The sequence below is a fragment of the Streptococcus parasuis genome, from assembly GCF_021654455.1.
GTDB lineage: Bacteria > Bacillota > Bacilli > Lactobacillales > Streptococcaceae > Streptococcus > Streptococcus parasuis.
In genome coordinates this window covers 1,554,476-1,580,304 of sequence record NZ_AP024276.1, presented here as the reverse complement: position 1 = coordinate 1,580,304, position 25,829 = coordinate 1,554,476, and the positions used below count along the sequence as shown (strand labels likewise).

The window sequence follows — 25,829 nt, the reverse complement described above, 5'->3', positions numbered from 1 at the left end:
ATCATGTGATAGAAAGGAGGACTCATGGAGAAACAATCTCGTTTAATTGCAACCATCAATGGCGTCTATGTCTTGGCTAAGGCCTCAACCTATTTTTGGTGGGGCTTGGTGAGAAGAGGTTTCGTTTACGGTTGGTACGGTGCCTTGGCAACTTGTTTGGCACTATACGAAAGTTCACAGCCCTATTATGTGAGTTTGGAAGAAGTGGATTATCTTTCTAAAGAATCCAAAGTTTCAGAGATGCTCATTTCTTCCTTCATGACTTTCTCTTTTCTATTATCCCTGGTCAGCTGGCTTGGTTTGCTCCAAAACTATTCAGACCAGCTCTTGCTAGGCTTTCTTGTGGGAAGTATGTTTTGGCTAGTATTGATGGTTTGGCTTCCCTATTATCAAAGAGTAGCTGGCCCTCATTTTAAAAAGAGTTTGGCAATGAGTTTGCACTTGATTTCTCGCAATCTCAATGATGTGGCTGTGCTAGGCACCATTTTAGCTCTTTTATTCTATCTTGCCCTTACAAAACATCTCCTTGTCTGGTTTTTCATGCCGGGTATTTATTGTCTGGTCCTTACAAAAATCAGTCAATTAAGAAAGGAAAAAAAGAATGATACGGGTTCATGAACAAGACTTATATTTTCATTTAAAAAATGACCACATTTCCTATGTTTTTCGGGTGATGGAAGATACAGGAATATTGGAACATTTATACTATGGCGGTTCGATTGCTGATTATGATCAGTTCGACTGGCTCTTAGAACGGGAGATTCGGCCTGGAAACAATCTGGTGGCTGGGAAATTATTGACTTCCCTAGAACATATCAAGCAAGAGATGCCCGTTTTTGGAACGACAGATTTTCGTTACCCAGCTCTTGAAATGACCTATCCAGACGGAGACTCTATCAGTCATTTTCGTTATCAAGGATTTAAGATTTTTGATGGAAAGGTAGCCCTTGAGCCCCTGCCAGGAACTTTTGGGGAAGCAGAGCAGGTTCAGGTTTTGGAAGTTTATCTGAAGGATGATTATTCGGATGTTTATCTGACCTTGCGCTATGCCATTTACAGAGATTTTCCTGTTATATCACGGCAGGCTATTTTACGAAATGGTGGTCAGCAGGAGTATTCTGTAAAACAACTGGCTAGTCTGAACTTAGACATCCCCAATGAGCAGTATGAGTGGCTTCACCTAGATGGAGCTTGGGCGCGTGAAAATCACCTATCGCGTGAAAAAATTCATCGGGGAGTGCAACATGTTTCCTCCACGCGTGGAGCTAGTAGCCATGTTCACAATCCTTTCCTTGCTATTTGCCAACCGCAAACGACAGAGAGTCAGGGGCAGGTCTACGGCTTTGGTTTGATCTATAGTGGAAATTTTCGTGCCCAAATAGAATTGGATAATTATGACCGACTACGAGTCCAATTAGGCATCAATCCTTTTCAGTTTCAGTGGCAATTGAAACCAAATGAAATGTTTGTTAGTCCAGAAGCCGTCATGGTTTATAGCGAAAATGGATTGACAGGCATGAGTCAGGCCTTTCATCATCTTTTTCGAGAGCATCTCATTCGGAGTTCTTGGAAAAATAAACCTCGTCCAGTTCTTTTAAATAGCTGGGAGGCAACCTATTTTGATTTTGATGAGAAAAAGATTCTTGATATTGCAGAGGCAGCTAAGGAACTAGGAGTAGATTTATTTGTCCTAGATGATGGGTGGTTTGGCAATCGAAATAGTGATAAGGGTTCCTTGGGGAACTGGGTTGAAAGCCGTGAAAAATTACCAAATGGTTTAGCCAGTCTTGGTCAAAAGATTCATGCAATGGGACTTCAATTTGGTTTATGGTTTGAGCCAGAGATGGTTTCAGAAGATACTCCTATATATCATGAGCATGCTGATTGGGTCATTGGTCATCCGCAGAAAAATATTTCACAAGGTAGAAACCAATATGTCCTCAATTTTGGTAATCCCAAAGTGGTTGATGAGGTTTATAGGCAGATGGATGCGATTTTGAAAGAAGTTAGGGTTGATTATCTGAAAATCGATATGAATCGCTATATATCAGAGGCCTATTCTTCTGACTATTTGCCAGACCAGCAGGGAGAGCTGGCTCATCGCTATATTTTGGGTGTCTATGATTTGTATAATCGCCTAAGCAAGAATTATCCACATATCTTGATTGAATCCTGTGCGGGTGGAGGAGCACGATTTGATGCTGGTATGCTCTATTACAGTCCGCAAATTTGGACCAGTGATGATACAGACGCAGTAGAACGATTGGCTATTCAGAGCGGAACATCTATGCTTTACCCACTGTCTAGTATGGGCAGTCATGTTTCAGCAGTTCCCAACCATCAAGTCTCTCGTGTCACATCTCTCGATATGAGAAAGAATGTAGCCTTCTTTGGAATGTTTGGTTATGAATTAAACCCTCTGGCATTGACCGAAGAGGAAAAAGAAGGAATCAAGCAGCAAATTAAAGAGTATAAATCCTATCAAGGATTGATGATGCAGGGAAATTTTTATCGCTTGGAAACAAATGATAGTAACCGCGTCGCATGGATGGTTGTGAGCCAAGATCAATCTGAGGCTTTAGTTGGGCATTTTCAACTTTTAGCCCAGCCGAATCCGACCTATCAACGCTTGAAATTAAGAGGTTTGAAAGCTGATGTTTCTTATAAAGTACACGAAAAACAGTCTGAGATACTTCGTTTTGGGAGAGATTTGGAAACAGTTGGCCTATTATTGAACGAAAATTATTTAGGCCGTGAAGCGGAGTACTGGTCGAGAGAGATGCTTGGTGACTTTTCGACTAAATTATTTTATTTAAAAATGGTCTAGACAAGCATTCGGTCTCGAGTCGGTATATAATAGAGTAAAGCGTTTCCGTGTTTTCTATTTGACAATCAATACAGTACATGAACTGCAGTCTTGGTTTGTCAAACTGATAATGATTAGAAGGAGGCAATCATGCAAAAATACAATGTGATTGCAAATGATGTTAGAAAAAAGATTTTAAATGGAGAATACAAGGCTAATGACCAGCTCCCTTTTGAAAAGGATTTGTGCGAGGTCTATGAAGTCAGTAAGATGACGGTGAAAAAAGCCTTGGATATTCTGGTATCTGAAGGGTTGATTATCAAACGGAGAGGTGCTGGAACCTTTGTCAAAGACCTTTCTGTAGAAGAAATGGAAAAAATGATCGTGGGTAGCCAGATGTTAGGTACTTCGGCCTATTATCCAACTCGTGCAGTGACCAGTAAGGTTTTGCATTTTGAAATAATTGCTGCATCAGAAAAAGTAGCCAATAAGCTCAATATTCCAATTGGTAGTTTTGTTTATGACATTGAACGTGTCCGGATATTAGATGGAAGTCCACTTGTTATGGAAAATACCTTTATGCCCGTATCAGTCATACCTGATTTAAGGTTGAAAAATGTAGAAGAATCTATCTATGAGTATATTCAGGATAGTCTGGGTATGAAAATCCAAAGCGCCCACCGCAATATTACGGTTCGCAAGGCATCTGATGCAGAAGTACAACACTTGGAGTTAGAGCAAGGAGATCCTGTGGGTATAGTGGAACAAATTGGATTTTTATCTAACGGGACAACCTTTGAGTATTCAATCAGTACCCATCGTTACGATACCTTCAGTATTGAAATGATGATTCGACAAGATTAGGAGAACATATGGCTTTACTTGTTTGTGATATGGGAGGAACTGCTGTGAAATTTGCCCTCTACAATCAGGGGCAACTCTCCCATCAATCTTCTTTTCCAACTCCAGACAGTTGGGAAGAAATGAAAAATGAATTGAAAAAATTGCAAGAATCATTTTCAACAATTCAGCTGACTGGAGTAGCTTTTTCCAGTCCTGGTTCTGTCAATACGGAAGAGGGGATCATTTATGGAAAAAGTGCCATTCCTTATATTCACCGTTTTCCCATTCAAAAGGAGCTAAGTGACTTATTTGGTCTACCAGTTTCGATAGAAAATGATGCCAACTGTGCTGCTTTAGCAGAATTACATCTTGGGGTAGCCAAGGATAGCGCATCCTCTGTTTTCTTCATCATCGGTTCTGGAGTAGGTGGAGCTGTTGCTCAAGGAAATTCCTTACTAAAAGGAGAAAATCTCTTTGGAGGGGAATTTGGTTATATGATCCTTCAGGATGGCATGACCTTGAGTCACCTAGTCAGTCCTGTTCACGTGGCAAACCGTTTTGCGCAGGCTGAAGGCTTAGCTGAATCCTTCTCAGGAAAAGACTTGTTTGCTCTGGCAGACCAAGGACATGAAAAGGCCAGACAGGCAGTGGAAGGCATTTATCAGAGTCTAGCTATCGGCATTTACAATGTGTTGATGACTGTAAATCCAGAATTCGTTGCAATCGGTGGAGGCATTTCCATTCGGGAAGAATTGGTAGAAGAAGTCAGAAAGCGCTTAGGCCAGATTATTTTAGAGGCGGATGCTACAGATTTGACATTCAAACTGGAAGCTTGCCAATACCGAAATGATGCCAACTTACTTGGCGCAGCTGCTCATTTTGTGAGCCAATATGGAGAAAAAATATGAAGCTATACAAGGATGATACCATCGTCTTTTTCGGAGACTCCATCACAGAGTGGGGGCGAGATAAGGAGGATGCAGGAAGCTTGGGACATGGTTATGTTAATCATGTTGCTGGCCAGTTAGCTGCTCGGTATCCACAAGCCCGTTTTTCTTTCTATAACAGGGGCATTGGTGGAAACAAGGTTGCAGATTTGAATGCCCGTATCCATGAATGTCTAGAGCTTAACCCGACAGCCATCATACTCATGGTGGGCATCAATGACGTTTGGCATGCTGTTGGCCAAGAATCCTTCGGTAGTCAAGCTGAGCAGGAACGGTTTGAACAGGAGTACCGCCAACTGCTGACGAGTTTGAAAATGGCAGGAGTAGAACGAATATTGGTTATGGAGCCATTTGTTCTGCCTTATCCCTTGGATAGACAGGAGTGGCGAGTGGACTTGGATCCCAAAATTCAGATTGTGCGACGCTTGGTTCAGGAATTTGATTTGGAATTAGTTCCCTTAGATGGACTTCTGAATGAGCAAGCCATTCTCCACTCTGCACAATATTTGACAGGTGAAGATGGTGTTCATCCGACGCTAGCAGGTGCGGCATTTATTGGGAATGAGGTTCTCAAACGGTTGCAGGTGGAGGTATAGGATGAGGACAAAGGATGCTCTAGCGCTTTGGGGTGACTATGGTGGTAGTCAATCCAAGCCAAAAGATTTTGATGCATTTTGGGACAAGGCTTTGAAAGAAGTTGATGAAAAAAGTCTAGACTATCAGTTGAAACCAGTCCCTTTTAAAAGTCCGCTTGCAGATTGTTTTGAACTCATTTTTTCGGCTGTGGACGGATCTAGGATTGTCTGTCAGTTCTTGAAGCCCAAAGGGGATATTGGGAAATGCCCTGTCCTGTTTCAATTTCACGGCTATCACACAAATGTCGGAGATTGGTCGGACAAATTGACTCTGGTTTCCTTGGGCTATATGGTGGTGGCAATGGATGTTCCTGGACAGGGTGGCGCTTCTCAAGATTCTAGCCAGACAAAGGGAGGAACCCTCAAAGGACATTTACTCAGAGGAGTGGAGGAAGGTCCGGAAAATTTATTTTATAAACGAGTCTACCAAGCCATTTATCAGCTTAGCCAGATTGTGAAATCGATGCCTGAGGTTGACAGTCAACGCATGTATAGTTATGGCGTTTCGCAAGGAGGGGCATTAGCCTTGGTTTGTGCCAGTCTTTGTTCGCAGGTAAAGGCCAGCTTTGTCCAATATCCATTTCTCAGTGACTTTAGAGAAGCTTATGGATTACAAGCAGAACAATCAGCCTATGAAGAAATCCCTTATTATTTCCGCTTTCGAGATCCTTTGCATGAAACGGAAGAAGCTGTGTTTGGAGCCCTGGATTACATTGACATCCAATACTTGGTGCCACGGATTCAGGCCAAAGTCTTGTGGGCCATGGCTCTAGAAGATCGCATCTGCCATCCCAAAATGCAATTTGCGGTCTATAATCAATTACAATCAGAAAAAGAATTACTCTTTTATCCAGAATTTGGACATGAGTATTTACCGAAATTTAACGATATCATGCACCAACGATTAAGTGCAGTAGGAGAAGATGATGAAAGAATTTCCAGCTAATTTTTGGTGGGGAGCAGCGACCTCAGGTCCCCAAAGCGAAGGGCGTTTTGCTAAAAAACACGCCAATATGTTTGACTACTGGTATGAGATAGAACCAGAAGCCTTCTATGATCAGGTTGGTCCTGATACGGCTTCCAACTTTTATAATAGTTTTCGTGAAGATATAGCTCTCATGAAAGAGGTTGGTCTCAACAGTGTGCGGACTTCTATTCAATGGACGCGTTTGATTGATGATTTGGAAACCAATACGGTCAATCAGGATGCAGTTGATTTCTACAATCAGGTGATTGATTGTTTCATTGAAAATGGCATTCGTCCGATTATGAATTTGCACCATTTTGACTTACCAGTGGAGCTTTATCACAAGTATGGTGGCTGGGAGTCTCGTCATGTAGTGGATCTCTATGTTGGCTTCGCAGAGCAGGCCTTCAAACACTTTGGTGACCGTGTCAAAGAATGGACAACCCACAATGAGCCAATGGTCGTTGTGGATGGGCAATACCTCTATCAATTCCATTATCCTAAAGTAGTGGATGGGAAAAAAGCTGTGCAAGTGGCCTATCATCTCAACCTTGCCTCTGCCAAAGCTATTGCCAAATTCCGTGAGCTAGGATTGGATAAGGAGGGCGGACGCATTGGTACAGTCTTGAATTTGACGCCAACCTATGCAGCCTCAGAAGCGCCAGCTGACCAAGAAGCAGCTAAATTTGCTGAACTCTGGAACAACAAGATGTTCTTGGAACCAGCTATTTACGGACATTTTCCAGCAGAACTTGAAGAGGTCTTGAGTCGTGATAAGGTTATCTGGCAAACAGAACCAGAAGATGCAGACATTTTCAAGAACAATACAGTGGATTTCCTTGGAGTCAACTTCTACCATCCAAACCGTGTGAAAGCGCCAGACATCGCTCCAAATTCTGTTGGTGACTGGATGCCTACCCGCTATTATGACCATTATGACATGCCTGGACGTCGGATGAATATTGATAAGGGCTGGGAAATCTACCCAGAAGCCATGTACGATATTGCCATCAATATTCGCGACAATTACAAGAATATTCCATGGTTTGTTTCTGAAAATGGTATGGGAGTTTCACGAGAAGAACGGTTCTTGGATGAGACTGGTCAGATTCAAGATGACTATCGGATTGATTTTATCCGTGAGCATCTGGAATTTCTTCATAAGGGAATCCAAGAAGGTTCTAATTGCTTTGGTTATCACCTCTGGACGCCGATTGATTGCTGGTCATGGACCAATGCTTATCGCAACCGCTATGGATTTATCTCAAATTATATCCATACGCAGGTGAAAACCATTAAAAAATCAGGTGAGTGGTTTAAAACTGTTGTTGGTCAAAATGGATTGGACTAAGAAGCTACTGGAATTCCTTGTACAAAGGGCATCAGGTCCTTTGACTGTGAGTGGTAGTGCTATGTCACGGGAGGTCAAACCTCCCGATGACATTGGTTCATTTTTTGATGGAGAGCGGTTTTACAATAATCGCTCTTTTTTGCGGTCAATTTTTGGAAAAAATAGATAAAAAGGAGTCTAAAATGGGAAACAGATTAACGAAATCAAGTGTTTTAGCAGGTGTTTTGGTGGCTAGTTGTTTGTTGGGAGGGCATGCTGTTTTGGCGGAAGAAACAAGTTCGGACCCTATTCTTTCAACAGAAGTTCTTCCTTCACCAGTAGGGGAAACTTCTGTTGAAACAGAAATGGAAGCGGTTCCTGATGCAAACTCTGAAACGAAAGTCTCAGATGAAAATACGGAAACACAAGCTACATTTGCTCCACAAATTGTTGAAGTAAAGACTGATGAGCCTAGTAGTGAAGAAACAGGAGTTGTAACAGAGATTCAGTCAGAGACATTAGAGGAGGTTGTAGCTACTGCAGGGGTGGAGACTGAAAGCGCAAGAGATAGTGTGGTTCTAAATATGGTTGATGCGAAAGCCAGTCAGGAGACCAAGGAATTACTGGACTATCTCAAGGAAAAGGCGGCCAGTCCAGACATCTTGTTTGGACAGCAGCATGCCCTTGATGAAGGAGTGAGCTTGACCAGTGAAGGCAGTCGAGCAGGCTCGACTGATTCTGAGGTGAAAAATGCTGTTGGGGATTATCCTGCAATTTTTGGTTGGGATACGCTATCTCTAGACGGTCATGAAAAGCCTGGCGTGGCAGGGGATCCTGAACAAAGCTTGAACAATGTCATTGAATCCATGAAAACTGCTCACCAACTAGGAGGGGCAGTCGTTCTCAGTATGCACCCCTATAATTTTGTGACGGGTGGAAATTTCAATGATAGCTCTGGCAATGTCGTGTCTGAAATTCTACCAGGTGGTACGAAAAACACAGAGTTTAATCAATGGTTGGATCGAATTGCCAGTCTGGCTGAGGGATTAAAGGATGATGAAGGTAAGGATATTCCACTTATTTTTCGACCCTTCCACGAGCAGAATGGTTCTTGGTTCTGGTGGGGTGCCAGCACAACCAAACCCGACCAATACAAGGCTCTTTATCGCTACACTGTCGAATACCTTCGTGACCAGAAAAATATTCATAATATCCTCTATGTATATTCCCCAAATACAGCTACACCTGGGGACCAAGAACGCTATTTAGAGACCTATCCTGGTGATGCTTATGTGGACATTTTGGGAATAGATTCCTATGATTCAAAAGACAATGCAGGGTCAGAACAATTCCTTTCAGGCTTAGTGAAAGACCTCTCCATGATAGTAGACTTAGCAGAACAAAAAGGGAAAGTAGCAGCCTTGACAGAATTTGGCTACAGCGCCCAAGGTCTCAATAAAACAGGCAATACCTTAGATTGGTATAGTCGCATCTTTAACACCATTCAATCTGACCAAAAGGCTTCTAAAATTGCCTACATGCTGACTTGGGCAAATTTTGGCATGCCTAATAACATCTACGTTCCTTATCGTGATGTCAATGGTAGCCTCGGTGGAGACCATGAATTATTGCCAGACTTTGAAAGATTTTATCAGCACACCAATACTGTATTTGCCAAGGAAGTGGGTCAAATTTATGGGAAGGGTAAGAATATCCAAACAAGTCCCGTAACTGATTCAGTCTACCTAATCCGTCCTGCAAATGGGGACATTATTGGTCAGCAAGAGGTAACCATTGTTGTCAAGCCAAGTCAGGAGGATGATGCAGTATCTATGACAATTGGCGACCAAATCTATCAGCTTTCCAAGGAAGGTCAGTATTTTACAGCAAATATAACACTTCCAGCTGAGTTAGACAATCAAGTCTTGATTGCAACCATCCAATACACTAGTAAAGGACAGGAAACCAAGCAGGAGCAAGTAAAACTATTTACTCGTTTCACGCAGAACACAGAATCCCCCCTAGTAGTTGATACTTTTGAGCAATATTTTGGAGACAACAGTTTACTGCACCAAGCTTACTCATCAAACGGGGATAAGATCCAAATTAGCTTATCTGAAAACCAAAAGCAAGAAGGCAAATATGGCATGGTCTATGACTATGAAGTTGGAGATAAGGGTTATGCTGGACGTCAAATCTCCTTTGAGAAAAATTGGCAAGGAGCCAATGCTCTAAGTTTCTGGCTCAAACACAGTGGCTATCCTCAACATTTGACTGTCCAAATACGCATTGGCAATGTCAGCTATGAGAAAAATATTGCTTTGACTGAAGCATTCGAAGGTCTCGTCAGCTTGCCGCTTGCTGAATTTCTACCAGCTGCTTGGGAAGGCAATCAAAGTGCACGTATTGATCAAGTTGGATTAGGGAAAGTAAGTCAATTTGCCTTTTATTTGGGAGGCGAAAAAGGGACTGGTACTCTTTACTTCGATGATATTCAAGCAGTCACTAGAGAAGATTTACCTGCAATTGTGGACAAATATGAGCCAGAAGTAGAAACTTATCAACCGACAATCTATCATTTTGATGAGGAAGTTGGAAAATGGAACGGTCCTGATTTGAAGACAGTAGATGGACAGCTTGTTGCCTCTATTTCTGGTGAAAAAGATCAGAAAACAGAAATCAATCTCCAAGCCAATCAAGACTTATCCAACTATAATTGGTATGTCGTTAAACTAAAAACAAGTTCCCCAGTTCAAGCCAAACTCTATATTAAAGTTGGTGATAGTTGGCAATGGATTAACAATGAAATGGCAACTGTTAATGACCAGTGGACGGATTTACGATTTGATTTGTCACAGATTGCGGAGCGTTCCAATACACGTGAAATTGGTATTGAATTCTTGGTGCAAGGCAGTGAAGATCAGGTTCAAATACAGATTGAACAGATATCACTTGTGAAAGATCTTGCTGAATTAGAGGAAAAGGGAAGCAAGGATAGTTCAGAAGAAGCCCCATCTACAGAAAATGAACCAAGTTCATCTGTTGAAAACGAGGGACATGATAAGAATCAAGATACAGACCCAATTGAGTATGTAAAACCTATAAAATCTGCAACTGAACATGTGTTGCCGAATCCTAGTGGTCACGTTGTAGAAACTGGAAAGAAACCAGGCCAACCGACCGCTTTGACAGCACAAACTTCTTCAAAGTCTTCTAAAACCTTACCACAAACAGGTGATGGTAGCAGCTTATCCTTTATGCTTTTAGGTTTAGGGCTCCTGTCTGCAGTTCAAATCTTCAAGCATAAAAAAATGTGATCCTCATTATTTACCTCCTAATGCCCTCAGAAATGAGGGTTTTTTCACTAAAAAAAAGTCTGTATTTTCCCCCAACCCCTAGCTTATGGTATAATATAATAAAACTGAAAGTGAGGGAACAAATGACCGTTTATGTAAAAGATCTGGTCGATAATCTGCGGATTGAATGTGCTTACAGTACGGAAGAGCTCCTGAAAAAGCCTATCACAACGGCAGACATTACCCGTCCAGGATTGGAAATGACTGGCTACTTTGATTATTACGCCCCAGAACGGATTCAACTGATTGGTATGAAGGAATGGTCCTATTTGACAGCAATGACTGCTCATAACCGTTACCAGGTCCTTTCTCAAATGTTCCAGCCAGAAACGCCTGTTGTTATTGTTGCCCGTGGTCTAGAAATTCCTGAAGAGATGTATAGGGCTGCTAAGGAAAAACAGATTGCAATTTGTAGAAGTAAAACTGCAACTAGTCGATTGTCAGGGGAACTCTCTTCTTATTTGGATAGTCGTTTAGCACAACGTACCAGTGTTCATGGTGTCCTGATGGATATCTATGGGATGGGGGTTCTTATTCAAGGGGATTCTGGTATTGGTAAGAGTGAGACAGGCCTAGAGTTGGTTAAACGAGGACACCGATTGGTGGCTGATGACCGAGTTGATGTCTTTGCCAAAGATGATGTTACCCTTTGGGGTGAGCCTGCAGAAATACTTCGTCATTTATTGGAAATTAGAGGAGTTGGGATTATTGATGTGATGAGTCTATATGGTGCAAGTGCCGTTAAAGATTCATCAGAAGTGCAATTAGCTGTCTACCTTGAAAATTTTGAAACAGGCAAGGTGTTTGACCGATTGGGAAATTCTGGTGATACGATTGAGATTGCTGGGATAGCGATTCCTCAAATCCGTATACCTGTAAAAACAGGACGTAATATTTCTGTAGTGATTGAAGCAGCAGCAATGAATTACCGAGCAAAACAAATGGGATTTGATGCGACAAAATTATTTGAGGAGCGTCTTTCTAATTTAATTGAACACAATAGGAGTGAAAACTAAGATGGATCCAGTTGCAATTACATTAGGCCCCCTAGAGATTCGTTGGTATGCCATCTGTATTTTACTTGGTTTAATGCTCGGAGTTTACTTAGCAGTAAAAGAGGCTCCACGCAAGAAAATCCTTCAAGATGATATTTTGGATTTTATCTTGATTGCCTTTCCACTTTCCATTGTTGGAGCGAGAATATATTACGTTGCCTTTTCTTGGAGCGACTATAAAGACAATATCTTATCCGTTTTTGCAATTTGGAATGGCGGAATTGCTATCTATGGTGGTTTGATTACGGGAGCCATCATCTTGTATTTCTTTACACAGTACCGCTTTATCAAAACTCTAGATTTTCTAGATGTCGTTGCGCCTTCGGTCATGTTGGCTCAAGCGATTGGTCGTTGGGGAAATTTCTTTAACCAAGAAGCTTATGGTAAAGCTGTTGATAGCCTAAATTATTTACCAAGATTCATACGTGATCAGATGTATATTGACGGTGCTTATCGTCAACCAACCTTCCTATTTGAATCGTTGTGGAACTTTTTGGGATTTGTAGTGATTTGTATATTACGCAGACGTCCTAAACTTCTCAAACAGGGAGAAATCACAGCTTTCTACCTCATATGGTATGGCGTTGGTCGCCTCTTAATTGAAGGATTGCGGACGGATAGTCTCATGTTCTTGGGCGTACGCGTCTCACAATGGTTGTCTGGAATCCTAATCTTCGTTGGTATTATCATGGTTGTGCTTCGGAGGAGAAAGGCAACTATTCCGTTCTATCAACCATAAAGGAGAGAATATGATTATTGAAATTTCAGTGTTGATTATTGCCTTGTCCATCGCGGCGGTGGCAGTATACATTATTTTGTTTTTAAAAAAATTGAATACAGTAACGGATGAAGCGCAACAGACCCTAAAGGTCTTGACTAGCGATGTGAATGTGACACTCTACCAGACCAATGAGCTATTAGCCAAGACCAATGTCTTGGTAGAAGATGTCAATGGAAAAGTTGCTACTCTTGATCCGCTATTTGTAGCAGTGGCAGACTTGTCAACTTCAGTTTCTGACCTGAATACATCAGCAAGAAATTTGACAGTCAAGGCTAAGTCTGCTGGAGCAAATACAGTGAAGGCAGGTGGAGCGCTCTCTGCTCTGTCAGCTATCTCATCTCTCTTAGGTAAGAAAGGAGAAAAAAATGGTAAGAAAATCTAGTAGCGTACTAACCAGTCTCTTATTGGGAGCAGCAGGAGGTGCAGCAGCTGCTGTATTTCTAGCAAGCAAAACTGGTAAAGTAGTCAAAGAAAAGGTAGTCAATTTTGCAAATGATTACAAGGAAAATCATGATGAAATCAATGCTGATTTCGTGAACAAAGCCCAAGATCTAGGAAAACAAGCATCTGAACGGTTCACTGAAGTGAAAACACAACTTGAAACTGGAGAACTGACAGTTGAAGACTTGGTCAAATCTGGCAAGGAAAAATCTTTGGAAACCTTTGAACAAATCAAAGAAAAAATTGCAGAACAAAATCTTTCTACAGCGGATATTCTGGATGCAATTAAAGCTAAAACCGCTAAAGCACCAACAGTTGATGTAACGGCTGATGATATTGAAGATGCTGTGGTAGTTTCAGAGGATATTGAAATTGATATTGATTCTGTTGTTGTTGAACCTACTGTGGAGGAAGTAACTGAAGCACCAACAAATGATAGCGAAGAGTCTCACAACCTCTAAAATAATAGTCAAAGAATCAATTTAGCATTGCTAAATTGGTTTTTTCTTTTGACAAGAAATTGATTCATTTGTGGGGGAAGGAGTAATTTTGACACAAAACCCTTCCAAAATACTATTATTTCCAGTATTGAAATAATCATTTCATGTTACAATGATTGATAGAGAATATTAGAAAGAAGATTAAGATGAAATTACCACGTTTTGGGGTTGAAGAATGGCTGAATGTCCATGAAAAAAATGCAAAATATGATATCGCAGGGGTTTCCATCAAATCATTAACCTTAGATGAACTTTTTGAGTTGACCAATACTTCTGCAGCGACATTTTACAAGGAACTGGGAAAGACAAAATTGGATTATGGCTGGATTGAGGGGTCTCCAGGGTTTAAGAAATCAGTCAGTCAACTCTATCGTACAATCGGACCAGAACATATCTTGCAGACAAATGGTGCTACTGGAGCAAATTTTCTAGCCCTCTTTAGTCTAATTGAACCAGGTGATCATATTATTTCGCTCTATCCCACTTACCAACAGCTCTATGATATTCCAAAATCACTAGGTGCAGAGCTTGAATACTGGCAGATTAAAGAAGAATTGAATTGGTTACCAGATTTAGATGATTTACGTCAATTAATTCGCCCTCAGACAAAGATGATTTGTTTAAATAATGCCAATAACCCTACGGGTGCGGTAATGGATGATGTTTTCCTAAAAGAAGTGGCTACAATTGCGGCAAGTGTTGGTGCCTATGTACTAGTTGATGAAATTTACACATCGTTTTCGGAAAACAACAATTCTTCAATTGTAGACCTGTATGAAAATGGCATAGCAGTCAACAGTTTGTCCAAAACCTACTCCTTAGCAGGTATTCGTATTGGCTGGGTTGCTGCAAATGAGAAGGTCATTTCCATTTTACGTGATTATAGGGATTACACCTTGATTTGCGCAGGTGTATTCGATGATATGGTGGCTCAGCTTGCTTTGGACAATCGCCAGGCAATTTTGAAAAGAAACCACCGCATTATCCACGAAAATCTATCCATTTTGGACCATTGGGTATCTATGCAACCTAGGGCATCCTACATAAAACCTGCTTTTGTCTCAACCTCCTTTGTCAAATTGGATGTTCCTATTCCGATTGAAGAATTTTCTTTGAACCTATTAGAAAAATATGGGGTATTGGTTGTACCTGGAAGTCGATTTGAAAAAGAGGGGTATGTTCGCATTGGTTATGCCTGTGACCAAGAGACACTGAAAAAAGGATTGGAGCTATTAGGAAATGCTTTAGCAGCATACGACAAAAGTCATTGAAAATCAACTAGAATCGAAGATCTATTGACAACTCATCACAAATGATATGAGTTCTTCCCAGTCTATCTTTAGGCTAAAGATAGCACCTTCTGGCATTCTTTTTAAGGTATAGTCATTTGAATTAGCTTTGATACATCGTCACTTTCGCCTTGCCGTACTTCAGTACAGCCTGCGTCTCAGTTCCTTGTCTGAAAGCTAATTCATTCGACTATAATAGGCAGAACTATAGCACTAGAACTTTTCACTCATCGAGGATCTTGACGAGAGGGTATGTTGATTTTCAAAGAGTATAAATCTCAAACTATATAAACAAAGCTAGCTTAGAGAACCTAAACTAGCTTTTATTTTTATTGATAGTTGGGAGAGTAAAGAGTTCATTCCAATCAGGGAAATTTAGGTCGGGTTTTGGGAGGCGATTATTCCATCTTTCTAGCCAGATTTGATAACGGGTATCAAAGAGCATGCGAATGAGTTTATCCATCATCTCGGCTTCTTGAGGGGAAAATTCTTTTCTTAATCGATCAATCTCCTGTAATTTTTGCAAGGGATTGATGACAAAGTCACTAAAGCGTTCGATGCCAGCTTGAATGAAAATGCCAAAAAATAGATCGAAAAAGGCCTGTAATTCTTCCTCTGTTAAACTAGCAGTCCATGCTTTTAAGGTACGGTCAATTTGCAAACTTTCTTCAGTAAGTGCTGGGGCGGTCCGGAAATCGCACCCATCTACCTCCCAAGAAAAGCTGATGTGTTGTAATAAACCGATTGTGCGACTGCTCACTATTTGCGCTTTTTCTGGTGTTTCCAACATCATACCTACAATGGAATTTTGAGGAATAATTGGTACAATTTTTGGTTCGATCCCCAAATACCCATCCGACGTCAAATACTGTTTATGAAGTCCTGGAGCATCAAAAGCGTAAACAATCAAAATATATTGTTGAAGGGCTGGTGGAAGTTGAGAAGTAGCATAAATTGCTAAATTACCACCCTTCGAGTGGCCTGAAACATAAAAATCAGAATGTTGAGCAGCCATGATATCCTGCAAATAGCGACTGGCAGCTTGTTGTGCAGGAATTTCCTTCATATAGGTCATATGGAAATCTTCCTTCCACCCAATGATGGTATCGTCGGTGCCACGGAAACAGGTCAACACTGTATCCCTATCCAAGTGATAGCTAACTGCTGCAAATTGTTGTTGTAAATCAATCTGATAATCATTAACATAGGCAAATGCTTTCAAGTATTTATAGCGTTTTGAGCTAGCCATTAATTCAAAAAGAGTTAAGCGGCTCTTTGTGACCATGGTAAAAGGAGGAAATTTTTGATTGTATTTTTCATTGAAAGCATCAAATAATTTATCAATACGAATACCAGAACTGTCGAATTCTGTCGGAACAAGATCGTCAAAGGGGAGATAAGATAATTCTGTTAAGGCTAGAATATCTAATTTATTAATGGCTTGATCATAGAAACTATCATATTGGATATTTTTAATGTAATCTAGTAAATTTGGCATAAAAACCTCAAGTTTTCTTATAGATAAATAGTATAACCTAATCATGCATAGATGACAACTATTCGTATAGTTATTTGGCCATTTTCATAAAAATTTCACATTCACATTCATTTCCACCGAATAAATTTGCATAAATTTTATGGAATAGGCTATAATAATAGAAGAGTGAAAGGAGACACAGATGCAGAAGATTTTTCTAGTCGAAGATGATAAAACCATTAGCCAATTGGTCGCTAAAAACTTGACGAACTGGGGGTATCAGGTTCAAGAAGTAAAGGATTTTCAGACGATTTTGAAGCAAATCGACGATTTTCAACCTCACTTGATTATACTTGATATCAGTCTTCCTTTCTTTAACGGCTATTATTGGTGTCAGGAAATCCGTAAGACCTCTCGTGTCCCCATCATGTTTTTGTCTTCGCATGATCAGCCGATGGATATTGTCATGGCGATTAATATGGGAGCGGATGACTTTGTGACCAAACCCTTTGAAATGACAGTACTTTTGGCAAAAATACAAGGACTTTTGAGAAGAACCTATGATTTTGTTGGTGAGCAGAGTTTACTCTGGTTTGAAGAGGTTGCACTTGATTTAAAAACTATGCAGATCTCCTATACAGAAGCTGTTGAAGAATTGACTCGTAATGAATTTCAGATTTTACGAGTACTTTTTGAGCATGGCAAAGAAGTCGTTAGTCGCGAGGAACTGATGCGTGAGTTATGGAACAGTGATATCTTTGTCGATGATAATACCTTATCAGTAAATATTGCCCGATTGCGCAAAAAATTGACAGAACTGGGCTTGCCAGACCTCATTGCGACCAAGAAAGGAGTCGGCTACGGCCTAGTGTGGATCCATGAATAAAGATGATTTTCGTAGCGTTTTTTATCAATTTCTAGGTTCTTGGCTTGGCCATCGTTGGATTTTTCTCCTTGCCTTTATCGTTTTTTCGGGGATTATTCTAGGATTCGGCTCTCTTTTTGAAATAGACATCAATTTAATCATTTATGCCCTTACCCTTCTCAGTCTCTGCTGGTTTCTTGCTCTTTTGTTCGACCTTCTTGTCGAGTTTTCTCGTTTTAGAAAAATCTGGCGTGGTCAGAAGGTCGCATCAATGACAGTTAGTGAGCGTTGCTTACATGAGAAGTTGGAAAGACTGGAGGTCGAAAATAAATCACTCTTTGAAAAGCAGCGAAAGGACCAGGCTGAATTAGATGATTACTATACCCTCTGGGTCCATCAAATGAAAACACCTATAGCAGCCAGCCACCTCTTAATCAATGAAATTGAGACCAGTCAAATTCGTCACCAACTAGAATCTGAGTTGTTCAAGATAGAGCAGTATACTGGTTTGGTCTTGAATTACTTGCGACTCCAGTCTTTTCATGATGATTTAGTCATTGAACCTGTTCATTTAGATGAGCTCATCAGGACTCTGGTGAAGAAATATTCTCTCTTTTTTATACAGTCTAACAATCGTTTGGACTTAGGACAACTGGATCGGATTTTAAGGACTGATAAACGGTGGCTAGGACTTCTGATTGAGCAAATTTTATCCAATGCCCTCAAGTATTGTCAGGAAGGGACCATTTCGATTGTTTTGGACGGAGATGATTTGGTCATTGGTGATACAGGAATCGGGATTGCAGAGAGTGATTTGGAACGGGTCTTTGAACGTGGTTTTTCAGGATTCAATGGTCGTAGAACACAGCAATCTTCGGGACTTGGGCTTTATCTTTCACGTAAAATCGCAGCGGAGCTGGGCTATTCCCTAAAACTAAGCTCCAAAGTGGGTCAGGGAACCGAAGTTCGAATCGGGATCAAGGAGGTTGAACTTGTCATAGACTAGTCTTACAAATTTGTCACTTTAATGAAAGCTTGAGCTATGGCAGCTTATATTGGCATAAGCTAGAATGGAGGTAGAAAAAGAAAGGGAGTGATGTTATGACCGTCTTAGATGTTCAGCATGTGCAAAAGATTTATAGTTCACGCTTTAAGGCAGGGCAAGTAGAGGCCTTAAAAGATATTCATTTTACTGTAGAAGAGGGAGAATATGTCGCTATCATGGGTGAGTCTGGCTCAGGGAAGTCGACCTTGCTCAATATTTTGGCCACCCTCGATAAGCCAACGCGAGGCAAGGTTTTGCTGAACGGTTTGGATACACAGTCTATCAAGAGCAAGGAAGCAGCAGCCTTTCGTCGGGAGAGATTGGGCTTTGTATTCCAGGACTTTAACCTCTTGGATACCTTATCCGTCAAGGACAATGTTCTCCTGCCATTAGTTCTTTCTCGCTTTCCGATAGATGAGATGAACAAGCGTTTGGTACGTACACTCAATAGTCTTGAAATTGGGACCTTGCAGGAGAAAATGCCATACGAAATCTCAGGAGGTCAGCAACAACGAGTTGCGGTAGCGCGTGCTATTATCACACGACCAGAAATTCTTCTAGCAGATGAGCCGACTGGTGCCTTAGATTCCAAATCGTCAGCAACCTTACTGGATATTTTTGAACAAATTAATCAGCAGGGGCAAACGATTCTGATGGTAACCCATTCGACAGCTGCAGCAAGTCGGGCAAAACGGGTTTTATTTATCAAAGATGGTATTCTCTATAACCAAATCTACCGAGGTGAACGGACCAGTCAAGAGATGTTTCAGTTGATATCAGATACTCTGACTCTTATGGCGAATCGAGGTGAGTAGTATGTTTGGACTATGCTTTCGATTGGCGCTAACCAATCTAAAAAAGAACCGTCGTCTCTACTACCCATACGCAATAATGACCATTGTTTCCACAGCCATTTCTTATATATTTGCATCATTAGCTTTTCATCCTGATTTAGGTCAAGTCAAGGGGGCAAATGGAGTGACCCAAGTGTTGGGGTTTGGTATGATTGTGGTCATGTTAGCAGTTGCTATTATGGTTTTTTATGCTAATAGTTTTGTCATGAAGCAACGGTCAAAAGAGTTCGGCGTCTATAGTATTCTGGGTTTGGAGAAAAAACACCTTCTTTTGATGACTTTCCTAGAAAATGTGGTCTACTCAACTAGCACTATTTTGACCGGCCTCCTTTTAGGACTGGCCCTGGACAAACTTTTCTATGCGCTCTTGCTTAAGACCATGCAAATGCCAGTTGTTTTGACATCCGTCTTTCAATTGAAAAATGTGGCAATTGTACTTGCCTATCTCTATGGAATTTTCATTTTAGTCAGCCTAGTTAATATCGGAAAGCTAGGCTTGACTGACTCTCTCAAGCTGGTTCAGGGCAAGAAGCGTGGGGATAAGAAAACAGGATTCCTCTGGTTGCAAACTCTTTTAGCTCTTATTTTACTGGGGGCAGGCTATGTTATTGCCCAACTAGTGACGAGTCCTATACAGGCTATTCCAAGCTTCTTCGGAGCAACTCTTCTGGTTATCCTTGGAACTTATTTGCTCTTCCAAGCAGGTGTTATCAGTCTATTAAACTGGCTCAAGCGCCGTCAGACCTATTATTATAAGCCAGACAATTTTATTTCTGTATCTAACTTGATTTTCCGTATGCGGAAAAATGCTCTGGGTCTTGCTACGATCACCATTTTATCCACTATGTTTTTAGTGACCATGGTTGGAGGACTTAATATTTACATCGGTGGTAAGGATTATATCGCCAACCAGAATCCAAATGATTATTCGATTGATGTTGTCATGGAACCTACCACTTCAAAGACACAAGTGGAGGAGTGGGCGGATACTATCTTGGAAGAGGCGGGGATTCCTGTGGAAAGTAAGGTAGTCTATCCCTATCAGCAAGCCTATTTTTCTGAAGTGACCCATCAGCAAGTAAGATTTTTGACGGATGAAAAAGCAGCTAGTATAGATTTCTCTGACCTTGGTATTGGGTTTATCCTTGATCAAGCCAGCTATGAAAAGATGACTGGTCAAAAACTGGAGTTAGCAGCTGACCAAGTGGCCATTTATAGTAAGGGAGTCCAGTTTCAAGCTGGTCAAACCCTCACCTTTGATGAAAAGGAGATGGAAGTTGCCCAAGTCTTGTCTAAAAATGTGACCTTGGGACATCTGCCAGACTATGTGACTTTCAATGTCAGTCAGTATTTGATCGTTGTGGTTCAAGATTTGATGATATTTGAAAATCAAGCTGAGAATCACTATTATATGGGCTTTGAAAGCAGTTTGTCAGAAGAAGAACAGGTTATTGGCCAAGAGGTTTTCTTATCCGGAACTTTTGAAAGCGAACTTTGGACTTCCAATATCCTTCCTGATGGAACAAACACGGTCAGTCTGGCTTACCGCGCCTATGCAACAAGGAACTTTTTCAGTTTTGCTGGTTCACTTTTCTTCATTGGGCTCTTGCTATCGCTCACCTTCCTGATGGCGGTGGTATTGGTCATCTATTTCAAACAGATTTCAGAAGGCTATGAAGACAGAGATCGCTTTATCATCATGACCAAGGTTGGTCTGGATGAGGATCAGACGAGACAGTCTATCCGTAAGCAGTTGTTGATGGTATTTTTCCTTCCAATCTTCCTGGCTATCGTTCATCTTGGTTTTGCCTATAAGATGTTATCCGCCATCCTTGTCTCAATCGGTGTTGTAAATATGGAATTAATGTTACACGTAACGATAGGAATTTGTGTGGTCTATTTCTTGCTCTACTTGATGGTTTTTGCAATAACAACACGAACTTATAAACAAATTGTTTCCTAAAAACTTGGGGTTTTCCCAAGTTTTTTGATATTTCTAACATAACGTGGAACATTTTTAGAATTTTCTGTCAATTTAATATTTACAGATTAAGAGGATAGTGATATTGTATGTAGCATAACAAAAAAGTTCATTCTATAGTTGCTTAGTGTCATCGTTCTTGCCCTTGATAAAAAATGAAGACAGTAAGATAAGTACTAACAATTATAGGATAGAAAAGGAGATGTGCTTATGAAAATTGAAGGATCAAGTATTGCCTTTATAGTGATTTGTACAGGTTTGGTATTTTTAATGACGCCAGCCCTTGCTTTCTTCTATGGTGGTCTCGAGAGACGGAAAAATGTCATCTCAACGATGATGATGTCTGTTGTCTCGCTAGCCCTTGCAACGGTGATGTGGTTCGCTGTTGGTTACTCTCTATCATTTTCAGGTGATGGAAATCTTATTGGTGATCTTGGACATGCGTTTTTCCAAGGCGTCAGTGACTCAGAGAGTACAAGGGGCTTGACGATTCCGGATTCACTTTTCGCAGTTTTTCAGATGATGTTTTCTATCATTACTGTTGGTATTTTAACCGGTTCTGTTGCGGGACGGATGCGATTTAAACCTCTCTTAATCTTCATAATTGGTTGGCTTCTTTTAGTTTACTATCCATTTGCCCATATGGTTTGGGATGAAGGGTTACTTGCTCAGTGGGGTACAATTGACTTTGCTGGTGGTGATGTTGTCCATATTACATCAGGGGTAAGTGGCTTGGTTTTGGCTTTGGTAGTTGGCAAGCGCAGGGACTTTAATCGCCTTGAATACCGTCCACATAATGTACCATTTGTCCTATTGGGGGCTGGTTTGCTTTGGTTCGGTTGGTTTGGTTTCAACGCAGGTTCTGCCTTAGCAGCCGATGGTTTGGCTGTTCATGCCTTGGTAACGACACATTTGTCAGCTGCAGCGGCCATGTTCTCATGGATTTTGTTAGAATATATAAAGAATGGAAAACCATCACTTGTCGGTGCTTCAACAGGATTAGTAGCTGGATTGGTTGCTATTACGCCCGGGGCTGGTTTTGTATCAACGTGGAGTGCAGTGATTATCGGATTATTGGTTAGTCCAGTTTGTTTCTATGCAATTGCTATTGTGAAACATAAACTTGGTTACGATGATGCCTTAGATGCTTTTGGCTGTCATGGTGTCGGTGGTATTTTTGGCGGTATCGTAACAGGACTGTTCACTACTCCTGAATTGGCTCTCGACCCTGAAAATATTGGCTTGATTTATGGTAATCCACGCCTGTTCTTGGTAACTATCGCAGCGATTGTCTTTACAATTGTTTGGTCTGCAGGCATGACATTTGTTCTCATCAAGGGAATCTCATTCTTCATGCCACTCCGCGTTTCAGATAGAGAAGAAGCAATTGGTTTGGATGATACAGAACATGGTGAGACAGCTTATCCAACATTTATGGGCTTAGATTCATAAGAGAGGTGTTTTTGATGAAAAAAATAGAAGCAATTATTCGTACAGAGAAATTAGAAGATCTTAAGGTTGCCATAACTAGTGCAGGAGTTGCTAAGGGAATGACGATTTCACAAGTTCTGGGTTTTGGTAATCAAAAAGGCTTTGCGGAATTCGTTCGTGGCCAAAAGGTGACTCCAACCATGCTTGCTAAGGTCAAAGCAGAGATTGTTGTTGAAGATGCCGCAGTCGAAGAAGTTGTTGATGTCATCACTACTGTAGTCCGAACAGGGGAAGTCGGTGACGGTAAAATATTTATTCAGCCAATCGATGATGTTGTTCGCATCCGTACAGGGGAACGTGGTCGTGATGCAATTTAGAACTTGGATTCACTGCTCAGCACTTTCATTTAAGTAAGCTTTTCAACACTAGTTCTTTTCAAAATACAGTTAGTGTTCTCTCAAAGACCAGTGTAAATTGCTTTCTTATCTAAAAGTTTGTCATTGGTGAATATTGGTTTTTAGAAATAGATATGATGAACTTGGTGCAACCCAAGTTCTTTTTTTACAGGTTCTAAGATAGGTTGCTACCGCAACTTTTTATCTTCCCCCTTCAACAGTCTCTCCCCAGACTGTTTGTACACAAACAGCGTTTGTTTAATTTCCCCCCTCCAACAATCTCCCAGATTGTTTGTACACAAACTGCGTTTGTTTAATTTCCCCCCTTCAACAGTCTCTCCCCAGACTGTTGAAGCAATCTATCATTGTGCTGAGATGTTAACGCAAACTTGTAGAAAACTTGTAGAAGTGATGTTTTTTTGAATATTTTTCACTATATTGCTTTACAAACTAGTTATCTTGTGTTAGACTATAGATACAAAACTAATAGGTAAAACAAACTAGTGATAAAAGACAAATAAAATCACTTTTATTTTTATCAGACTAGTAGGCATTACAAACTAGATAGGAGTATAACATGAAATTGGACAGGAAGAAACGTGAAAACTGGGAAGTGGTAGCCATCACGCTTGTGACGGCCATTATAACTGGCTGGGCCTTGGATTCTATTTTGATCTTAGGCATCATGTTGGCGTCAGGCTTGCTGTTTGGATTTTTTGCAGAGGAAGAGGAGGACTTATGAAAGAAACCCAGATGCTCAAGGGGGTCCTGGATGGCTGTGTCTTACAAATTATCAGCCAGAAGGAGATTTATGGTTATGAGCTGGTCCAAGAGTTGAGAAATCAGGGCTTTGAAAACATGGTCGGAGGGACAGTCTATCCCCTCCTTCAGAAGTTAGAAAAAAATAGCCTGATTTTTAGTCAGAATAAGCCCTCGCCAGACGGGCCAGATAGAAAGTATTTTTATCTGACAGACCAGGGAAAGGCTTATCTAGAGAGTTTTTGGAGCCAGTGGACGGAATTGGTCCAAAAGGTTCAGCGATTGAAAGGAGAGTAGGATGAGCAAACAAATGGAATACCGCAAGCAGATTGAAGTGATTGAAAACCAGCTGACCAAGGAAAACAAGGAGTATATGGGCCGTATCAATGGCTACATGATGATTGCCTCTGTCTTTCACAGGCAGGAAGAAGCAGTGACTGCCCAGCTCCTATCCATTTACCAAGATGTTCTGGAAGCTCAAAAAGACGGGCTTTCAGCGGAGGATTTTCTGGGCAAAGACAGCAAGCAGATGGCGGATGACCTACTCAGCTACCTCCCTCCGATTGGTTTTGTGGAAGTCGCAAACCTGAGTGGCCTCATGCTCATCATTTACCTTGGTAGCCAATGGCTCATGGATTTTGCAGGGACAGGAACCATCTCTCTCAACTGGCTGGACCTGATATGCGACGCGCTACTTAGCCTCCTCCTCCCCGCTGGGATTTTCCTCATTATTCGCGATCTCATTTACCAGACCAGCAAAATCAAGGTTTGGGCAAGCTTTCTCTGCATCCCCCTTCTTTTTCTCCTGATTTGTGGACTTCGTCTCTGGGCAATCCCCAAGGAACCTGACATAGTCTTGACTGGCTGGGGGCTTCTAGTGCCACTCACCTTGCTCGGTCTCGCTCTGCTATTTTTCCAAAAGGAAAAATTAGTCCGCTATGTCTTTTTACCGACCTATCTCTTCATGATTGTTGGCGGTGTGGTAAATATGGTCATGACCGTCCCAGTTTGGCTCAATCTGATGTTGGTCATTCTTCCAGCTATGGCCTTTTGGATTGGAACTGCGGTTTTGTTGGTGAGAAAGGGTAAGTAAAGAGTTGATATTTTTGGTATAATAAAGAAAAATATAGGGAGCAAAACCATGACATTTGAAGAGATTTTACCAGGCTTGAAGGCCAAGAAAAAGTATGTTCGCACAGGCTGGGGCGGGGCGGAGAACTACGTCCAGCTCTTTGACACCATTGAAGTTCACGGGCAAAAGCTGGAGGCGACGCCCTATTTCCTCATCAACGTGACAGGCGAGGGCGAAGGCTTCTCCATGTGGAGCCCGACACCTTGTGACGTCCTTGCGACCGACTGGGTAGAAGTTCATGACTAAGACAGCCCTCATCACAGGCGTTTCCAGCGGCATTGGACTAGCGCAGGCGGAGATTTTTTTGGAAAATGGCTGGCGTGTCTACGGGATTGATCAGGCCAGCAAGCCTGATTTGGCAGGAGATTTCCACTTTCTACAGTTGGACCTGACAGGCGATTTAAGCCCAGTCTTTTCCTGGTGCCAGACAGTTGATGTCCTCTGTAACACCGCAGGCATTCTAGATGATTACCGACCCCACCTTGATATTGAGGAGGATGAATTAGCTCGCATCTTCGCGGTTAATTTTTTCGCGGTGACCAGACTGACCCGCCCCTATCTACAGCAAATGGTGGACAGACAGTCGGGCATCATTATCAATATGTGCTCCATTGCCTCCAGTCTAGCAGGAGGAGGGGGCTCAGCCTATACTGCTTCCAAGCACGCTTTAGCAGGCTTTACCAAGCAGTTGGCTTTGGACTATGCCAAGGACAAGGTCCAGGTCTTCGGTATCGCCCCAGGTGCCGTCCAAACAGGCATGACCCAGAAGGACTTTGAGCCTGGTGGTCTGGCGGATTGGGTGGCAGACCAGACCCCTATCGGACGCTGGTCCCAACCCAGCGAAATCGCAGAGCTGACCTTTATGCTGGCTACTGGCAAACTGGCTTCCATGCAAGGCCAAATTATCACCATTGACGGTGGCTGGAGTTTGAAGTAGGGA

General features: G+C 41.5%; 25 protein-coding genes. 24 read left to right on the top strand and 1 reads right to left on the bottom strand.

Annotation, left to right across the window (positions count from 1 at the left end; genetic code table 11):
• Positions 1-24: 24 nt before the first annotated feature.
• The 13 genes from L6410_RS07930 to L6410_RS07870 all read left to right on the top strand — a co-directional run bounded on the left by L6410_RS07930 (position 25) and on the right by L6410_RS07870 (position 14,932).
• On the top strand, positions 25-618 hold the full coding sequence (locus L6410_RS07930; RefSeq protein WP_024396865.1) for a hypothetical protein: 594 nt from the start codon (positions 25-27) through the stop codon (positions 616-618).
• Positions 602-2,827 (top strand): alpha-galactosidase, encoded by a 2,226-nt coding sequence (locus L6410_RS07925; protein WP_024396864.1) that lies wholly within the window; start codon positions 602-604, stop codon positions 2,825-2,827. Before L6410_RS07930 ends, L6410_RS07925 begins: the two co-directional genes overlap by 17 nt.
• Before the next feature lie 129 nt (positions 2,828-2,956).
• Positions 2,957-3,670 (top strand): GntR family transcriptional regulator, encoded by a 714-nt coding sequence (locus L6410_RS07920; RefSeq protein WP_024396863.1) that lies wholly within the window; start codon positions 2,957-2,959, stop codon positions 3,668-3,670.
• 8 nt (positions 3,671-3,678) lie between these two features.
• Positions 3,679-4,557 (top strand): ROK family protein, encoded by an 879-nt coding sequence (locus L6410_RS07915; RefSeq protein ID WP_024396862.1) that lies wholly within the window; start codon positions 3,679-3,681, stop codon positions 4,555-4,557.
• Positions 4,554-5,192, top strand: a complete 639-nt coding sequence (locus L6410_RS07910) for an SGNH/GDSL hydrolase family protein (protein ID WP_024396861.1) — start codon at positions 4,554-4,556, stop codon at positions 5,190-5,192. The genes L6410_RS07915 and L6410_RS07910 overlap by 4 nt, the downstream gene beginning before the upstream one ends.
• Position 5,193: 1 nt before the next feature.
• Positions 5,194-6,177, top strand: coding sequence for an acetylxylan esterase (locus L6410_RS07905; RefSeq protein WP_024396860.1), 984 nt, complete (start codon positions 5,194-5,196; stop codon positions 6,175-6,177).
• Positions 6,158-7,549, top strand: coding sequence for a glycoside hydrolase family 1 protein (locus L6410_RS07900; RefSeq protein WP_237396766.1), 1,392 nt, complete (start codon positions 6,158-6,160; stop codon positions 7,547-7,549). The genes L6410_RS07905 and L6410_RS07900 overlap by 20 nt, the downstream gene beginning before the upstream one ends.
• A gap of 182 nt (positions 7,550-7,731) precedes the next feature.
• Positions 7,732-10,845 (top strand): glycosyl hydrolase, encoded by a 3,114-nt coding sequence (locus L6410_RS07895; RefSeq protein ID WP_237395273.1) that lies wholly within the window; start codon positions 7,732-7,734, stop codon positions 10,843-10,845.
• A 122-nt stretch (positions 10,846-10,967) separates the two neighbouring features.
• Entirely contained in the window at positions 10,968-11,900 is a 933-nt protein-coding gene (hprK, locus tag L6410_RS07890) for an HPr(Ser) kinase/phosphatase (protein WP_024392525.1), read from the top strand.
• Between the two features lies 1 nt (position 11,901).
• On the top strand, positions 11,902-12,678 hold the full coding sequence (gene lgt / locus L6410_RS07885; protein ID WP_172024711.1) for a prolipoprotein diacylglyceryl transferase: 777 nt from the start codon (positions 11,902-11,904) through the stop codon (positions 12,676-12,678).
• Between the two features lie 13 nt (positions 12,679-12,691).
• Complete coding sequence (locus L6410_RS07880) at positions 12,692-13,102, top strand: DUF948 domain-containing protein (protein WP_024392527.1); 411 nt, start codon at positions 12,692-12,694, stop codon at positions 13,100-13,102.
• On the top strand, positions 13,086-13,622 hold the full coding sequence (locus tag L6410_RS07875; RefSeq protein WP_172075901.1) for a YtxH domain-containing protein: 537 nt from the start codon (positions 13,086-13,088) through the stop codon (positions 13,620-13,622). The genes L6410_RS07880 and L6410_RS07875 overlap by 17 nt, the downstream gene beginning before the upstream one ends.
• Positions 13,623-13,807: 185 nt before the next feature.
• Entirely contained in the window at positions 13,808-14,932 is a 1,125-nt protein-coding gene (locus tag L6410_RS07870; protein WP_172024710.1) for an aminotransferase, read from the top strand.
• 334 nt (positions 14,933-15,266) lie between these two features.
• Here the strand turns inward: L6410_RS07870 and L6410_RS07865 are convergent, their stop codons facing one another.
• On the bottom strand, positions 15,267-16,448 hold the full coding sequence (locus tag L6410_RS07865; RefSeq protein ID WP_237395272.1) for a DUF2974 domain-containing protein: 1,182 nt from the start codon (positions 16,446-16,448) through the stop codon (positions 15,267-15,269).
• A 181-nt stretch (positions 16,449-16,629) separates the two neighbouring features.
• Between L6410_RS07865 and L6410_RS07860 the strand changes: the two genes are divergently transcribed.
• The 11 genes from L6410_RS07860 to L6410_RS07810 all read left to right on the top strand — a co-directional run bounded on the left by L6410_RS07860 (position 16,630) and on the right by L6410_RS07810 (position 25,826).
• Positions 16,630-17,313, top strand: coding sequence for a response regulator transcription factor (locus L6410_RS07860; RefSeq protein WP_024392531.1), 684 nt, complete (start codon positions 16,630-16,632; stop codon positions 17,311-17,313).
• Positions 17,306-18,298, top strand: a complete 993-nt coding sequence (locus L6410_RS07855; protein ID WP_237395271.1) for a sensor histidine kinase — start codon at positions 17,306-17,308, stop codon at positions 18,296-18,298. Before L6410_RS07860 ends, L6410_RS07855 begins: the two co-directional genes overlap by 8 nt.
• Positions 18,299-18,393: 95 nt before the next feature.
• Positions 18,394-19,152: an ABC transporter ATP-binding protein gene (locus L6410_RS07850; protein WP_160863647.1), complete on the top strand. Its 759-nt coding sequence runs from the start codon at positions 18,394-18,396 to the stop codon at positions 19,150-19,152.
• A gap of 1 nt (position 19,153) precedes the next feature.
• Positions 19,154-21,154, top strand: coding sequence for an FtsX-like permease family protein (locus L6410_RS07845; RefSeq protein WP_237395270.1), 2,001 nt, complete (start codon positions 19,154-19,156; stop codon positions 21,152-21,154).
• A gap of 234 nt (positions 21,155-21,388) precedes the next feature.
• Entirely contained in the window at positions 21,389-22,624 is a 1,236-nt protein-coding gene (locus L6410_RS07840; protein WP_024391728.1) for an ammonium transporter, read from the top strand.
• Positions 22,625-22,638: 14 nt separating this feature from the next.
• Complete coding sequence (locus L6410_RS07835) at positions 22,639-22,980, top strand: P-II family nitrogen regulator (protein ID WP_024391727.1); 342 nt, start codon at positions 22,639-22,641, stop codon at positions 22,978-22,980.
• A 595-nt stretch (positions 22,981-23,575) separates the two neighbouring features.
• Entirely contained in the window at positions 23,576-23,740 is a 165-nt protein-coding gene (locus L6410_RS07830) for a hypothetical protein (protein WP_024391726.1), read from the top strand.
• Complete coding sequence (locus tag L6410_RS07825) at positions 23,737-24,054, top strand: PadR family transcriptional regulator (protein ID WP_024391725.1); 318 nt, start codon at positions 23,737-23,739, stop codon at positions 24,052-24,054. The genes L6410_RS07830 and L6410_RS07825 overlap by 4 nt, the downstream gene beginning before the upstream one ends.
• Before the next feature lies 1 nt (position 24,055).
• Positions 24,056-24,850 carry a DUF1129 domain-containing protein gene (locus L6410_RS07820; protein ID WP_237395269.1) on the top strand — a complete coding sequence of 265 codons (795 nt, stop codon included), beginning with the start codon at positions 24,056-24,058 and terminating at the stop codon, positions 24,848-24,850.
• 48 nt (positions 24,851-24,898) lie between these two features.
• The gene (locus tag L6410_RS07815; protein WP_004194840.1) at positions 24,899-25,135 is read left to right on the top strand and encodes a DUF2829 domain-containing protein; all 237 of its coding nucleotides are present in this window, start codon (positions 24,899-24,901) and stop codon (positions 25,133-25,135) included.
• Entirely contained in the window at positions 25,128-25,826 is a 699-nt protein-coding gene (locus L6410_RS07810) for a 3-oxoacyl-ACP reductase (protein WP_160863645.1), read from the top strand. The genes L6410_RS07815 and L6410_RS07810 overlap by 8 nt, the downstream gene beginning before the upstream one ends.
• Positions 25,827-25,829: the final 3 nt, after the last annotated feature.

What these genes read in the sequence shown, in the direction of transcription:
- L6410_RS07865 (WP_237395272.1), bottom strand. Translation starts at nt 16,448, where the DNA reads ATGCCAAATTTACTAGATTACATTAAAAATATCCAATATGATAGTTTC.
- L6410_RS07875 (WP_172075901.1), top strand. Translation starts at nt 13,086, where the DNA reads ATGGTAAGAAAATCTAGTAGCGTACTAACCAGTCTCTTATTGGGAGCA.
- L6410_RS07825 (WP_024391725.1), top strand. Translation starts at nt 23,737, where the DNA reads ATGAAAGAAACCCAGATGCTCAAGGGGGTCCTGGATGGCTGTGTCTTA.
- L6410_RS07860 (WP_024392531.1), top strand. Translation starts at nt 16,630, where the DNA reads ATGCAGAAGATTTTTCTAGTCGAAGATGATAAAACCATTAGCCAATTG.
- L6410_RS07815 (WP_004194840.1), top strand. Translation starts at nt 24,899, where the DNA reads ATGACATTTGAAGAGATTTTACCAGGCTTGAAGGCCAAGAAAAAGTAT.
- L6410_RS07870 (WP_172024710.1), top strand. Translation starts at nt 13,808, where the DNA reads ATGAAATTACCACGTTTTGGGGTTGAAGAATGGCTGAATGTCCATGAA.
- L6410_RS07835 (WP_024391727.1), top strand. Translation starts at nt 22,639, where the DNA reads ATGAAAAAAATAGAAGCAATTATTCGTACAGAGAAATTAGAAGATCTT.
- L6410_RS07850 (WP_160863647.1), top strand. Translation starts at nt 18,394, where the DNA reads ATGACCGTCTTAGATGTTCAGCATGTGCAAAAGATTTATAGTTCACGC.
- L6410_RS07925 (WP_024396864.1), top strand. Translation starts at nt 602, where the DNA reads ATGATACGGGTTCATGAACAAGACTTATATTTTCATTTAAAAAATGAC.
- L6410_RS07900 (WP_237396766.1), top strand. Translation starts at nt 6,158, where the DNA reads ATGAAAGAATTTCCAGCTAATTTTTGGTGGGGAGCAGCGACCTCAGGT.
- lgt (WP_172024711.1), top strand. Translation starts at nt 11,902, where the DNA reads ATGGATCCAGTTGCAATTACATTAGGCCCCCTAGAGATTCGTTGGTAT.
- L6410_RS07930 (WP_024396865.1), top strand. Translation starts at nt 25, where the DNA reads ATGGAGAAACAATCTCGTTTAATTGCAACCATCAATGGCGTCTATGTC.
- L6410_RS07830 (WP_024391726.1), top strand. Translation starts at nt 23,576, where the DNA reads ATGAAATTGGACAGGAAGAAACGTGAAAACTGGGAAGTGGTAGCCATC.
- L6410_RS07895 (WP_237395273.1), top strand. Translation starts at nt 7,732, where the DNA reads ATGGGAAACAGATTAACGAAATCAAGTGTTTTAGCAGGTGTTTTGGTG.
- L6410_RS07915 (WP_024396862.1), top strand. Translation starts at nt 3,679, where the DNA reads ATGGCTTTACTTGTTTGTGATATGGGAGGAACTGCTGTGAAATTTGCC.
- L6410_RS07855 (WP_237395271.1), top strand. Translation starts at nt 17,306, where the DNA reads ATGAATAAAGATGATTTTCGTAGCGTTTTTTATCAATTTCTAGGTTCT.
- L6410_RS07920 (WP_024396863.1), top strand. Translation starts at nt 2,957, where the DNA reads ATGCAAAAATACAATGTGATTGCAAATGATGTTAGAAAAAAGATTTTA.
- L6410_RS07810 (WP_160863645.1), top strand. Translation starts at nt 25,128, where the DNA reads ATGACTAAGACAGCCCTCATCACAGGCGTTTCCAGCGGCATTGGACTA.
- L6410_RS07910 (WP_024396861.1), top strand. Translation starts at nt 4,554, where the DNA reads ATGAAGCTATACAAGGATGATACCATCGTCTTTTTCGGAGACTCCATC.
- L6410_RS07845 (WP_237395270.1), top strand. Translation starts at nt 19,154, where the DNA reads ATGTTTGGACTATGCTTTCGATTGGCGCTAACCAATCTAAAAAAGAAC.
- L6410_RS07820 (WP_237395269.1), top strand. Translation starts at nt 24,056, where the DNA reads ATGAGCAAACAAATGGAATACCGCAAGCAGATTGAAGTGATTGAAAAC.
- L6410_RS07905 (WP_024396860.1), top strand. Translation starts at nt 5,194, where the DNA reads ATGAGGACAAAGGATGCTCTAGCGCTTTGGGGTGACTATGGTGGTAGT.
- hprK (WP_024392525.1), top strand. Translation starts at nt 10,968, where the DNA reads ATGACCGTTTATGTAAAAGATCTGGTCGATAATCTGCGGATTGAATGT.